Genomic DNA, 13,020 nt, shown 5'->3' on the forward strand with positions numbered 1-13,020 from the left:
AATTTGGATCATCGAAAAAAAATTATTAAAAACGCTTCCAAATTACTTATGTAAGAATCAAATCAATCAAGAAAGCTGAAGAGAAATTTCTTTTCGCATGATCAGCTGCAATTTGTCTTTTCCTCCTTTCTGTTTAACAGTGGTGTTGTAGTAAACGGAGTTAAAATCGTTATTCCGTTTACAATAAAAGTGTATCAGCTTCTCGTTAGTTTGTCTATTAGATAAACTAAGCTTTTTTAAAGCGAAGAAAAAATGCTAACTTAATATCCACAAAAAGCGAAAATGACCAATGCCATAACGATCATTACCTCTAATCCAGGTTACCTGCTACAAATGAAGCTGGTAATAGAACGGAAAGGGTTATCGGAAAGTGTCCGTCCCGTTCATATTGCGGACCTTTTGTTGGAGGCATGTAGTGAGGGAGTTCATTAATATACACCCTGCTGTTTATGACTTTTACAAAAGTAACTACATTAAGAGAAGAGATTAAACAGTAGCCATTAAGTCTTTGCGACATATAAAAAGTCTCGAGTAGTGGGCATTCATCAAAAAGTTCCCATTACTCGAGACACAATTCATAAAACTAGTTAGTTTAAGAGTACACAACATATTTCCTGTCAAACATGCACTTTCTGTTGTCATCTATCAACATTGTATTTGTATTTTCTTGAAACTGCGCCTGCTACGTTTAACCTGTATGAGAAAAGCGAACCTGCAAGCGGCTCGCGCTTATGTTGTTCCTCTGAAAGGCCCTCACTTGCTGTTGTTATATATAACGTTTTAAAATCATGGTCGCCAAATGTGCAGCTTGTAACGTTAGTGACCGGCAAAGAAATTTGATCGACAACTTTTTTCTCCTGTGGATCAATACATACGACACGGCCGCCTCCCCAAAGGGCCACCCACAGATGATCATTTTCATCAATAGTCATACCATCTGGTGAACCTATTGTATCCGTGAAGTCAAAAACTACTTCCCCGCCTTTTAGCACCTCTGTTTTTTCAGAAAACGGATATGACATGATCTTTTTGGAGGGAGTATCAATGGTGTATATCATTGTCCCTTCCTTATTCCAGGCAAGCCCATTTGAAATCGTTATCCCTTTTTTGCTTTCAGTCACTTTTCCATTGTGATCAATTAAATATAGGGACGCCTCTCCTCGATTATCATCTTCGCTCATTGTCCCCAGCCAAAATCGTCCATACGGATCGACTTTTCCATCATTAAAACGCATAGAGGGCTTCATATTTTCAAGGTATACAAGCGGTTTAACAAATTTGCCAGCTTTATCGAATAGTCCCCATTTATCTCTTAAAGATAAAAAGATCGAATGGTTTTGATCAAGAATGACACTTGTAATATTTGTTTCTAATATTACTTCTTCTATACTTTGTTTTTCAACATCATAAGCGATCAACTTATTGTTTAAAATATCGACACAAAACAGGCAGATTTGTCCTTCATCCCAAAAAGGGCCTTCAAGCAACGCAGCTCCTTGAACCTTTTCGACTTTAAGATTTTTTTCCATAACAGCCCATCCTTATTATAGATTAACTTACCTGCAAAACCATAAGCGCCTGCGCCTATATACATCTATCTATCCGACAACAATTTTAACATTTGCTTCCATAGATACCTATATGGGACTGGCTTTTCATCACAGAGAAACAAATATGTGGTAACTCAACATTTCGGAGTAATTTCATTAGCAAAGGATTTTCTGGTTCGACTTTAGCTTCAACTCTAATAAAGTTTAAATACTCAAACACATAATCTACCGTCATCATAGCGTTAAGTAACAAGCGTGGACACCTTCACTTAACGTTATACCTTAAGTCCCACTGAGCCCGAATTGCATCCATCGTACCCATAATATCGACCGTTTCATCGATAGGCATGACCGAACTCCCTGTTTTCCCCATAAGAAGACACCTCATCGCTTCAAGTGCTTGGAAATTTTGCCCCCCTAATGTCCGGTCATCTTTGAAGGTTTCAGGCTCTCCGTCGTTCGGATAGAGTGTGGCCTTCTTTGCGGCTAAAAACTCAGGAATGTGGATTTTACCCTTTGTACCGTACAACCAGGCATCGTTGTTCATCTGAAGTCGGACAGAACCTTGCAGAGCGGCCATTGCCCCCCCTTCGTATTCGAAAATTACAGAATATTGCTCGTCTACTCCGGTTTCCCCAATATGAGCGGAACTTACAATCCTCGATGGCTGCATCCCAAACACCATTGAAGCTAATGAGACTGGATAAATGCCTGCATCGAGCAGCGTACCGCCGCCGAGTTCCTTGTTCAGCAGACGACCTTCTGGGTTCCAGCCGGCATCGAAGCCGAACTCGGCCTTGAGTAGTTTAACCTCCCCAACCCGACCATCCGCCAGCCATTTCCTGACCTGGACGATCGCCGGTAGAAACCGGGTCCACATAGCTTCCATCACGAACAAACCGCGCTCTCTCGCATAGTCGGCGATTTCCCGCGCTTCGTCCGCATTCATTGTGAATGGTTTTTCGCACAGCACAGATTTGCCTCTGCGCAGGCAGTCCATCACGTTATCCTTATGAGCCGGATGGATGGTGCCAATATAAACTATGTCGATCTCTGGATCATGCGTCAATTCCTTGTAGCTGCCGTAGGCGCGCGAAACGCTGAATTTGGCCGCAAATTGCTCTGCTTTTTCCTTTGATCGTGCTGCTACGGCACATACCTTCGCGCCAGGCGTATTTACAAGCTCGCTCGTAAAGCTGTTCGAAATACCACCAAGCCCTAAAATACCCCAGCGAATGACTCTCTGATTTTGTTCCGTCACTTTCCTTCATCCTTTCGCGTTAAACTAGAATTATCATTAATCTGAAATCTTTTTCCACTTCTTTTTTTGTATAGTTGTTCGATGGATAATATTATCCTTGTGTGCAATTCTCAGTCCATCAGAGTGTTTAACCCTTTCTATTTCTGATTAGTAACCCCTTTCATGATAGCGCTATCATTTGGTGACAGTCAAACCCTATCTTAATAGGGAATCTTAAAAAGTGAGGTATCCTATTCCGTCGAATAAAAAATTGTACTATTATTCCTGTTGCAAGAGCTGCAATTTAAAGAGGGGATAATACTCCCGTTGCGAAATTAATTATTTATATTATACAAATTAAACAGATAGATAAAAATACTGTGTTTGCTTTTTAAAGCAAATCCTCTCGAATCTTATAACTTTTGTTTATACTTATGTACAGGATGGAAAAGTAAAGCCTGTAGAAGTTCCCCCGGAAGGCCATCAAGGACTTGTTTTTTCTAAAGAAGAGATTTGAAACCATACCTAAAACGCTGGAAAGGTAACTTTAAAACAGGCGGCAGAAGACCTGCAGACAAACCGGAATTTCATTGCGGCTTATATTAAGGAAGGGAGTCTTCCCACTTCTGAAGGACAAGTAAGAGGAAGAATAATTCTTCTTATTCAAGAAAGCGATCTTAAAGAATTCAGTGAGCTGCACGAAAAGAAAATCTGGGAAGGCCGGCTTTCCCAGCGGTAATACTACAATAAAAAAGCCAAAGAAGCTGTATATCAGCGCTTTTCTTCCCCTTCCATTCCAGAAGCAAGACTTATGCACAAAGGGTTAGGGGACTGGTATTTTGTCGTGCCGGGGACCGACGATACATTCAGCTACATGGAAAGCATATATACATAGGTTAACATCTGACTATTCCTTTGAAATGGGCAAGCACAGTACGAAGCCTGGATATGCAGTGCTGAATCTGCCGGCCGTCTATTCCCTCACTTATCAATTGATGGATCTGCTTTATCAGCAGGTGCCAGTGGCCAATCTATATATGGAACGGTTAAAGGACCGGTGGATCATTCACTTGAAAGATGCCCGGTTAAATGGTGTTTCGGTTGAGTTAGCTGACTTTATAAAACGTTCGGCTAAACAGGGACGTGTGCGTTATGTTCCGGAATATGGGGCGCTTAGTATTGAATCACAGGAGGAATTGCTGTCGGTTTCGCTGTCTGTGGATATTAAGGACTGGCTGCGCAAAAAAGGAGAACAGACAGGCAAGAGTATGCAGGATATTGCTGCGGAGATCCTTGAAGAAGCATACCAAAGAGAAAGGAATTTAAATAAACATATAGATTAAAACACACTGGAGTTGATCAAAAAAGGCAGCTCTGTAATTGTTTCTTTCACCAGTTTACTACAAGTATTGTGTTTGAATTTTATTTTTGAATTATACACATAATTAATTATGTTAAAACCATCTATCTTTAGTCTGCTTTAGCTAATTCTTATAAAAATTTAGATACCTATTCTCTTTTGTAAGAATTGCCAAAACAAAAACCTTTTCCTTCTATATTTTCAATTGGAAATTGAAAATATAGAAGGAAGAGATGACAAGATACAATATCCTTAATATTAATAACCGTTCGCTTTGTTATATACTTTTTATGAATAAAGTGCAATACCAGCTAGGCCGGCAAATAAGATAATGGAAGCAGGATGGGCCTTTAATTTTGCCAGTGCAATAAGAGAAATAAAGAAGATAATAATCAGGCTAATTGAGTGGATAGAAAGAGAGCCGATCATGTGGCTTGATAGAGCAAATTTAATCGCCGCATATGCGATTAACCCTACAACAATAGGGCGAAGCATGTAAAAAGCAGACTTAACAGTCCGGTTGTCATTTACTTTTGAGAAAAAGGCAGCTACGATTAAGATAATTGCTAGAGACGGAAGTACCATTGCTACGGCTGAAACAACTGCACCCACTATGCCAGCTGTTTCATAGCCTACTACAATAGCACTGTTTGTCGCAATGGGTCCTGGTGACATACTGGCTACTGCAATAATATCTGTGAATTGGCGCGTTGACATCCATCCATACTTCACTACTTCCGCTTCAATTACTGGGATGATCGCATAGCCGCCTCCAAATGAAAGGAGTCCTGTTAAAAAAAATGTTTTAAACAATAACCATAGTGTCATCTCCATCCCTCCCCTTTGTTATATATTCGCTCCCATAAAATAATCCAGCTGGTTTTCTCTGGCATCTATCGAAGTTTCCTTCCCTAACTTTGCTCTTATATTTACTAAAATGATCCCCAAAAAGGCAGACCCGATAATCAGGAGCATTGGATGAACCTGTAAAAAAAGCAGCAGGAAAACAGAAAGAATAAAAGCTACAATCGTTGTTTTATCAATAAGAGCCGATCCTTTAATTTTGTACGCCGCAAAGGTAATCATCGCCACAACCGCCGGCCTAATGCCTTCAAAGGCTGCATCTACTTTGGGATTATCTTTAAAAGCAATATAGAAAATGCCCAGTAACAGCACAATTAAAAAGGTAGGAATCATCACACCAATCGTTGCTGCAAAAGCTCCTCTCACTCCCGCCACCCTATAGCCAGTAAACGTTGCTGAATTAATCGCAACAGCACCTGGTACAGAGCCGGCAAGGGCAAATACATCGGTTACATCCTTTTCCTCAAGCCACTGTTTTTTCGTTACGATTTCTCTCTCTATCACCGGAATCATGGCATAGCCCCCTCCGAATGTGACAGGAGCAATTTTGAAAAAGGTAATAAAGATATCCAACAGAAGTTTCCACTCCTTTTTCATGACGCCCTCTCCTTTTTAAACTCTATAAATTCTTGTCTTTGGATTTATGCAGCTTATTAGGTAAAAATAAAGCCTTTTTGGTTTCTATCTGCTTTGAGCTGTTTAACAACAGGAATATTAATGCTGACATCCCTTGTATAACTCCTATGTTTAAATAAAATACTAGTTCTATAATTAATGAAAAAACAAAGCATCAAAGAGGTTTATATTGGATAATTTTTTCTTCTTTCTTAGAGTACCACACTTTATTCCAAAACGGAACAAAGTAGATAAGCTTTTTCCCATTTTGGTATTAACTTTTTAGAAATCCATTAAACTTTATTATTTTCACAAAAAAAAGACCGAGAAAGCTTCGACCTTTTCCTATTTCTTATTCAACAAATGTATCCGTTCGTATTGTAGAGCCAGCCATCACTTGTCTATATGCATAAGCTAATTGCTAATTCAGTGGATCTAGAACGAATAATAAATACATAAAAAAATCCATAACATTCTATTTTTGATATGGAGGTTCTTTAACATTCCTCTTTTAAGACCTCAACTAAACTTTCCAACATTTACAAAAAATATTGACAAAGCATTAGCTGCGTTAGTTTAGCGTGGAAATCAACATTGCCCCTTAACATAGCTTTTTCAAAATTAAGCTTATGCTTGAAATTAAAAGGATTGATCGTCAAACCATTCATAAAATACTTGCACTGCCGCCCCAATCGAAGCCGCATTTTCTCCGAGTGCTCCTTTTCTAATCACCACATGATCTTTTCGAGAGTATATATACTGCTTAGCCGTTTGTATCACTTTATGATAGTAATCATCCGACTGATAAATTAACTTTCCATGGAGTACTACTTCTGCTGGATGTAAAATATTGATCATATTTGCAATGCCAATCCCATAATAATAAGCGGCTTCCATTACAATATCTTGTATAGCAGAGTCTTGCTCCCTCAACCCTTTTAAAATATCTTCAGTAAGCTCAGATTGGGATTTGTTTGAGAAGCGTTCTCCTTCTAGCTTTTCAAAAATAGCATTTAATGATGCATAAGCCGTTAAACAGCCTTCATTTCCACACGCACATTTTCTGCCGCCTGGCTGAATAATCATATGGCCGTAAGAGTTGGAATCCCCTTCCTTATTATTTAAAAAGCGGCCTTCACTTATATAACCGCAGCGAATTGCATAACCATTCATACAGTATAAGATATTGCCTTCATCTAACATCTGAAAATAGTATTCTGCGAGCGCAGCCATATCTGCTCCATTATTTAACGTGATCTTGCCCGAAAAAGTACGTGATAGGATTTCGTTAACAGGAACGTTCATCCACCCATTCCCCAGAAATGCTTCAGGATTCAAAATAATACCCTTTTTACGGTCTAGTGGGCCAACTGCTCCAATCCCAATTCCAATTAAATCGTCTTTGGATAACTTTTGTTTTTCTTGAAAATCCTGAATGGTTTCCTCAATAAGCTTCATGGTCTTTTCGGGAGTGTGTTCTTTGGTTAAAGAATAATTTCTTTGCATAATCATCTTGATCTTCATATTAAACAAATTAATATTCATATGTGTCCGGGCTATCTCAATGCCAATTAAATAGCCTGCATGAGGAACAATATCATAAAGAACAGGAGGGCGTCCTCCATTTGCCTCCCCATAACCCGACACTTGAATAAGACCCAACTGTTCGAGCTCATAAATCATTCGGGTTATAGTTGTTTTAGGTACTTGGAATTTTGATAATAACTCTTTTTTTGAAATAGGACCTTTTCTGTGAACTAATTTATATAATGATTTTTTGATTTCATTTTTTTTGGAAGTGTCTTCTAAAAACGCTCTTAACATTTTTACACCCTTCTTTCATCTCAACAATTCACTTTATTCTCACCTATATTATAGGATTAATGGGTTTAAGACAATATCTAGAGCTTTAAGTGTATACAGTTTATCCCGCTTTAAACTTCTCTTTAAATGAATATTTAAGAACGATTCAGTCGAATGTGCTCACTATCATATAAGCTTTGCTAAATCTATGCACAAACGAGATCAACAAAGTTCACTATTACTTTTAAATAAAATGGTGGAGGTTCGTACTGGCCTAGACATATAATTCAAATCAAAACACCTTTAAGTTGTTTTTCAAGTAATGATCTACCTGTCTTTCAACTTAAAAGTGTTTTATTTGTCTCGCTCTATCGTACATTCCCTTTAGAAAAATTAATGTGCTATTTATTAATAACGATCGATAATTTATAGTTTACGTAATTGTTCAATTCTGTTAAAAATTCATTTAATACTTCATTAGAAGGAAATTTACATTCAAGAAGGTAACAGCCATCCCCACTGACTTTATAATTATTGATTACATATTTCTCTTGTGTTTTAATGAACGACAGATAAGGCTGATGATGAGTGCTTTGTGTCATGATCGTTAGAAAAGCATGTATATAAAACCCTAATTTGACTTGGTTAACTTTAATGGTATATCCCTCAATAATGCCATTATCCTCTAGCTTTCTAACTCTAGCTGAAGCAGCTTGTCCAGTTAAATGGACTTTCTTACCTAACTCTTTCATCGTAATGCGATTGTTCTTAGATAATTCCTCTAAAATACGCATATCTGTGCTATCTAACATTTATTCAATTCCTTTCATTAATCAAGTGAAACAGTGAAAAGACTTGATTTAATTCATGTATTTTTCAATTGGTCATAGTATAAGCTATACGTACATCAAATAAAAGGAGTTATAAATATGAACATACAACAAATTCGAAACGCTACACTAATTGTTGAATATGCAGGGAAAAAGTTTTTAATTGACCCATTTTTAGCAGAAAAGGGAGTTTATCCACCTTTCCCCTCACTAAGACAAGACGACTCCAATAATCCTTTAGTTAGCTTACCGACATCAATTGATAATATTATTCATAATGTAGATGCTGTCATTTTAACCCATCTGCATTTAGATCATTGGGATGATGCTGCCAAAGAGACACTGCCAAAAGACATCAAAATGTTTGTCCAAAATGAAGAAGATGCTACAGAGGTAAGAAAAGATGGTTTTCAAAATATAGAAGTTTTACAAGAAGATACAGTTTTTGAAGGCATCAAATTAAGTAAAACAAATGGAGAGCACGGTAGAGGGGAAATACTAAAACTACCATTAATCGGTAAAGTGAGCGGCGTTGTTTTCAAGCATCCAGATGAAAAAACTTTATACATTGCTGGAGATACAGTGTGGAATAACGATGTTCAAGTATCTATCGAAACACACAAACCAGAAATCATTGTGGTGAATGGTGGGGATAATCAATTTCCTGAAGGCGGTTCTCTAGTAATGGGGAAAGATGATATCTACGAAGTGCATAAAGCTGCCCCTGAGGCAAAAATTATTTCTGTCCATATGGAAGCTGTTAACCATTGGGCATTATCTAGAGAAGAACTAAAAAACTTTATTGAGGAAAAGGGCATTGCCTCTGCTGTTTTAGTTCCAGATGATGGAGAAGCCTACTCATTTTAAGAGTGCAATCCTTTAGCCTTGTTGATTTAATAAAGAATTAACAATATCTTTAACAAACCTTTTACTTAATAGTAACCATCTACTGTTGGCCAAAAATTGGATAAACCAGAAAGAGACTCATGATAATCAGCCAGTTTATCATGAGTCTCTTATATTTTTATTACGCACGAATAAGATTAAGATTTACACCTGCTTATTTTATCTGCTTTTCCTGTAAACTACAGTATTCACCTATCCTATGAAAACAGACGAGAATAGTGATTACGCCGTTGTAGACCCCTTTGATTTTGTTTCTCCTTCCGGTGAGCGAACAAATATAAGCGCCAATACAGCTCCTGCAAAAGCTACCATGCCGGACCAGAAGAATGCTTGTTGAAAGCCCTGGTTCAGAGCGACGACCGAGTCTCCTGCGGTACTAGAGGCCGTTGTCGCTGCAGCAATTACTACCATGATGGCTAGGCTAATCGCCGCGCCGATCTGGGAAGTAGTATTGTATATGCCAGATACCAACCCTGACTCTTCCGGCTTGGCACCTGATATAGCGGCCGTTTGAGCTGGGATATAGGCTAGTCCCCTACCGAGAGAAGCCAATAGTAAAGCCAGTAGAACGTTAGCCAAATAATTTCCATCTACTGGTGTGTCGAAGGAAAGCAAGAGCATGGAACCTCCAAGTGCGAGAAATCCAACAAATAGAACGGCTTTTAAACCGAATTTTTCAACCAATTTTCCAGCTATAAAAATCATAGTAATCGCTATTAGTATCGGCGCCGGAATTAAGGCCGCTCCGGCTTCGAAGGGAGAAAATTTCAATACCTGCTGTAAGTACAACATAATGAAATAATTGAATGGAATCCACATTCCATTTAGCATGATAAGCGCAATATTGCCCGCGGCCAAGTTAGGAATCTTAAAAATGCGAAGTGGCACGAGTGGCTCCTTCTTCTTGGCCTGAATAAAAATAAATATGATGAATAACAAGGCCCCAATAGTCAATGTCCATACAGCAGAGGGTGAACTCCATCCATTGTGTTCTGCGGTTACAATGCCGTAAACGAACAGGACTATAGCAGCCGTAACGGAGATAGCGCCAGTATAATCGATGCGGCCATTTCTACGTATACCTTTCTGTAGGAGCCCTAGGGACAAGACCAAAGCGAGAATACCGATGGGAACGTAGATCAGAAACGTCCACCGCCAGCCCAGCCACTCCGTAATGATGCCTCCAAGGAATACACCGGCTAATCCACCCGCCGCACCGGAAAGGCCCCAGAAAGCAAGCGCTTTATTCATTTCCTTCGGGTTTGCGGCAAACAGTTTCATTACACTGGACATTGCAGCCGGTGTAATTAAGGCGGAACCGGCACCCTGGAGTGCACGTGCGACGTTTAGCACCGAATCATTCCAAGCCAATCCTGCGAGTAAAGAAGCCAGGGTCAGGATTGAAAATCCCCACATGAATATGCGCCGTTGGCCGAACAAATCGCTCAACTTTCCCCCCAATAGCAGAAATCCTCCGAAGAAAATAATATAGGCGTTCATCACCCATTGCAAACTCACCTGCGTATAGCCGAGCCCTTCTTTGATGGCTGGCAGGGCAACCTGCATGATCGTTGTATCCATGATAGTCAAGAAAAACGCAGTGCACAATAAAGCAAGTGCTTTCCAGCGCTTTGGATCAGGCTGTGCAAGCGTTTGTGGATTTGTTGACATAGTTCAATCTCCTTTAATCTTCAAATTTCATCGATTTTTTAATTATAGGATACCTGTGTATGGTATAAAAGACACAATTTTCTGCCCTTGGCAACAGCATTCATTCAAATAATGCACCTAATTCCCTAATGCTTTCTTGTACTCTTAATCAGCTGAGAGTTCACTTTCTGTTACCCATTTATGATTTGTCACTTTTTCTCCGTCAGTCGTTGATGAGTAATCAACCATATAAACTGTAGTTTGTTGAGCTGAGTCAATTATTGCCTTTGCCCCCACCATGCCGTTCATGTGGTCTGCTTCTAAAACCACTTCATCTCCAGGTTCATATGGTCGGTCGCTGGCATCTTTAATCTCTTCATGGATAACCCATTTGTGGTTTGTTACTTTTTCTCCGCCAGTTACCGGTGTATATGAAACTGTATAAACTGTGGTATCGAATGCACCGACAATCGTTGCTTCAGCACCTTCCATTCCTTCCATGTGATCAGAGTGAATCATCGCTTTACTTCCTACCTCAAACTTTGGATTTACTGCTTCTTTTAATCCCTTTGGCAGTTCACCAGAACTTGAATGATTCATATCATGCATCCCTTCATGGCTGTCATTGTGGTTCATATCAGCATGTTGATTTTCCTTATCTTCTTTGGAACAGGCTGCTAAAAATACGGTTAGGGCCAAGGTAAGAAGAAATAGGGCCATGCGTTTAGTTTTCATCACGATCACTTCCTTTAACTTAATTATCTCACTGCCACGATAACATACAGAAATCTGAACTAACTTATTAATTGATCTCTGCCTATCCGTTTCAAAAATTTATAGAATGGCTCCCGTTTTTTACCCATTTGTGAATAGACATCAATAATCTTTTCTACTGTCTCGTATAATTCTTTTGGTGTCAGATTTTCTGCCAGCAAGGAACCCACCTCAGCATCTTTCCCTTTTGCTTTTCCACCAACATATAAACTGTAATGATCTTTAATTTTCATAATCCCCAGGTCGCTTAACAGGGGTTCACCGCAGCCTACAGGGCAACCTGTATAAGCAGCCTTTAAGGTAAATGGAACGGCTTTTCCTGCTATGCGGTTATTTAACTCTTTTGCCACAGGCATTCCTTCCTCTTTTTCCCCTTTGCAAAAATTGCAGGTTCTCAGGCTCTTTACGAAGTTCCCTACCGGATAGCAGGACAGCCCCGCTTTCTTAAATGTTTCTTTTACTGCTTCCACTTTACTTTCAGGAACCTCAATATAAAGCTGCTGGGAAGTGGTTAACTCCAGTTCGTCACCCTCATTCATGTGCTCAGCAATCACAGTCAATTGTTTGGCATTTAGTTTTGCACCGAATGATATTCCACCGTTAACAGCCAGTTTTACTATTTTCTCTTTTTGATCCATTTATTATTTGCTCCTAGCCCTTTTTTCATTGGTTTAGAAAAAAACCAGCTATTTAAAGAATTTTTAATTACTATACAATGGTAGGGTATTGTTAGTGATTAAGCCTAAACCTACTCAGTAATATACTGTAGCAAATTTTAAAAACGCCAGCTGCCTATATTTAATATCTTCCTTATTTCATTTATATTTTGTTCAAACTCAATGAGGATTTTCGGTTTTCTCATCATCCTTATCAAAGATTGCTCTTTAAAAACAAATATTGGAACAATTCTTGTACCGGCTTGATGTGATAGCGTAAGTTCTTTAGCGTACTATCAGCAAAAACCTTATAGATATTATCTTTAAGCTCGACCTCTTACTCAAAAATCTAATTCCTTTTGTCTGTTGGATGTAAATGAAAATAGTTTTTTAGGTCTGCACTTAATTTAATAAGATTCATAATTTTCTCACGAATTACTTTTAATTGAAGAACATTATTTTCGTTATCCTTAGATGATCTTGTTTCTTTTTATGGATAACTTTATCTTAGCTTACTTGTTCCTCTACATCGTATCCCTGATCTTCAATAACATCTTTAATTTCTTTCAAGCTCACCACAGTTGAATCAAATGAAACATCTACTTTTCCTTTATCAAGATAGACCTTGACGGATTCAATACCACTTAGTTTGCCCACATTTCCCTCAATTGAGCTGATGCAATGTCCGCAAGACATTCCTTGTACTTTAAGTGTTATTTTTTGCATAAATGACTCCTCCTTAAGTGATTTCCTTAGCTTCTTTTATTGCCCT

At 38.7% G+C, this 13,020-nt stretch carries 12 protein-coding genes; 2 read left to right on the forward strand and 10 right to left on the reverse strand.

Annotated elements, in window-relative coordinates; genetic code table 11:
- Nucleotides 1-638: 638 nt before the first annotated feature.
- Both L2D08_RS19145 and L2D08_RS19150 read right to left on the reverse strand, forming a co-directional pair.
- Complete coding sequence (locus L2D08_RS19145) at nt 639-1,529, reverse strand: SMP-30/gluconolactonase/LRE family protein (protein WP_242236248.1); 891 nt, start codon at nt 1,527-1,529, stop codon at nt 639-641.
- A 286-nt stretch (nt 1,530-1,815) separates the two neighbouring features.
- Nucleotides 1,816-2,811 carry a Gfo/Idh/MocA family protein gene (locus tag L2D08_RS19150; RefSeq protein ID WP_242236250.1) on the reverse strand — a complete coding sequence of 332 codons (996 nt, stop codon included), beginning with the start codon at nt 2,809-2,811 and terminating at the stop codon, nt 1,816-1,818.
- Nucleotides 2,812-3,629: 818 nt separating this feature from the next.
- On the opposite strand from L2D08_RS19150, the gene L2D08_RS19155 reads away from it, so the two are divergent.
- Entirely contained in the window at nt 3,630-4,133 is a 504-nt protein-coding gene (locus tag L2D08_RS19155) for a hypothetical protein (RefSeq protein WP_242236252.1), read from the forward strand.
- Between the two features lie 305 nt (nt 4,134-4,438).
- Here L2D08_RS19155 and L2D08_RS19160 read toward each other — a convergent pair whose 3' ends face one another.
- From L2D08_RS19160 to L2D08_RS19175, 4 genes are all read right to left on the reverse strand, one after another.
- On the reverse strand, nt 4,439-4,978 hold the full coding sequence (locus tag L2D08_RS19160; RefSeq protein ID WP_242236254.1) for a chromate transporter: 540 nt from the start codon (nt 4,976-4,978) through the stop codon (nt 4,439-4,441).
- A gap of 18 nt (nt 4,979-4,996) precedes the next feature.
- Entirely contained in the window at nt 4,997-5,611 is a 615-nt protein-coding gene (locus tag L2D08_RS19165; RefSeq protein ID WP_242236256.1) for a chromate transporter, read from the reverse strand.
- A gap of 657 nt (nt 5,612-6,268) precedes the next feature.
- Complete coding sequence (locus L2D08_RS19170) at nt 6,269-7,453, reverse strand: ROK family transcriptional regulator (protein ID WP_242236258.1); 1,185 nt, start codon at nt 7,451-7,453, stop codon at nt 6,269-6,271.
- Nucleotides 7,454-7,833: 380 nt separating this feature from the next.
- The gene (locus L2D08_RS19175; protein ID WP_242236260.1) at nt 7,834-8,244 is read right to left on the reverse strand and encodes an Lrp/AsnC family transcriptional regulator; all 411 of its coding nucleotides are present in this window, start codon (nt 8,242-8,244) and stop codon (nt 7,834-7,836) included.
- A gap of 117 nt (nt 8,245-8,361) precedes the next feature.
- Here L2D08_RS19175 and L2D08_RS19180 point away from each other — a divergent pair, with 117 nt between their 5' ends.
- On the forward strand, nt 8,362-9,129 hold the full coding sequence (locus L2D08_RS19180; protein ID WP_242236262.1) for an MBL fold metallo-hydrolase: 768 nt from the start codon (nt 8,362-8,364) through the stop codon (nt 9,127-9,129).
- Between the two features lie 261 nt (nt 9,130-9,390).
- Here L2D08_RS19180 and L2D08_RS19185 read toward each other — a convergent pair whose 3' ends face one another.
- The 4 genes from L2D08_RS19185 to copZ all read right to left on the reverse strand — a co-directional run bounded on the left by L2D08_RS19185 (nt 9,391) and on the right by copZ (nt 12,974).
- Complete coding sequence (locus tag L2D08_RS19185) at nt 9,391-10,839, reverse strand: MFS transporter (RefSeq protein ID WP_242236263.1); 1,449 nt, start codon at nt 10,837-10,839, stop codon at nt 9,391-9,393.
- 144 nt (nt 10,840-10,983) lie between these two features.
- Nucleotides 10,984-11,553, reverse strand: coding sequence for a YdhK family protein (locus L2D08_RS19190; RefSeq protein ID WP_242236265.1), 570 nt, complete (start codon nt 11,551-11,553; stop codon nt 10,984-10,986).
- A 59-nt stretch (nt 11,554-11,612) separates the two neighbouring features.
- Complete coding sequence (locus L2D08_RS19195) at nt 11,613-12,230, reverse strand: NAD(P)/FAD-dependent oxidoreductase (protein ID WP_242236267.1); 618 nt, start codon at nt 12,228-12,230, stop codon at nt 11,613-11,615.
- Between the two features lie 525 nt (nt 12,231-12,755).
- A complete protein-coding gene (gene copZ, locus L2D08_RS19200; RefSeq protein WP_242236269.1) occupies nt 12,756-12,974 on the reverse strand; it encodes a copper chaperone CopZ in 219 nt (72 codons plus the stop codon).
- Between the last annotated feature and the right edge of the window lie 46 nt (nt 12,975-13,020).

This window comes from Domibacillus sp. PGB-M46 (genome assembly GCF_022668875.1).
Classification (GTDB): Bacteria; Bacillota; Bacilli; order Bacillales; family Domibacillaceae; genus Domibacillus.

What these genes read in the sequence shown, in the direction of transcription:
- L2D08_RS19145 (WP_242236248.1), bottom strand. Translation starts at nt 1,529, where the DNA reads ATGGAAAAAAATCTTAAAGTCGAAAAGGTTCAAGGAGCTGCGTTGCTT.
- L2D08_RS19160 (WP_242236254.1), bottom strand. Translation starts at nt 4,978, where the DNA reads ATGACACTATGGTTATTGTTTAAAACATTTTTTTTAACAGGACTCCTT.
- L2D08_RS19165 (WP_242236256.1), bottom strand. Translation starts at nt 5,611, where the DNA reads ATGAAAAAGGAGTGGAAACTTCTGTTGGATATCTTTATTACCTTTTTC.
- L2D08_RS19170 (WP_242236258.1), bottom strand. Translation starts at nt 7,453, where the DNA reads ATGTTAAGAGCGTTTTTAGAAGACACTTCCAAAAAAAATGAAATCAAA.
- L2D08_RS19175 (WP_242236260.1), bottom strand. Translation starts at nt 8,244, where the DNA reads ATGTTAGATAGCACAGATATGCGTATTTTAGAGGAATTATCTAAGAAC.
- L2D08_RS19180 (WP_242236262.1), top strand. Translation starts at nt 8,362, where the DNA reads ATGAACATACAACAAATTCGAAACGCTACACTAATTGTTGAATATGCA.
- L2D08_RS19185 (WP_242236263.1), bottom strand. Translation starts at nt 10,839, where the DNA reads ATGTCAACAAATCCACAAACGCTTGCACAGCCTGATCCAAAGCGCTGG.
- L2D08_RS19190 (WP_242236265.1), bottom strand. Translation starts at nt 11,553, where the DNA reads ATGAAAACTAAACGCATGGCCCTATTTCTTCTTACCTTGGCCCTAACC.
- L2D08_RS19195 (WP_242236267.1), bottom strand. Translation starts at nt 12,230, where the DNA reads ATGGATCAAAAAGAGAAAATAGTAAAACTGGCTGTTAACGGTGGAATA.
- copZ (WP_242236269.1), bottom strand. Translation starts at nt 12,974, where the DNA reads ATGCAAAAAATAACACTTAAAGTACAAGGAATGTCTTGCGGACATTGC.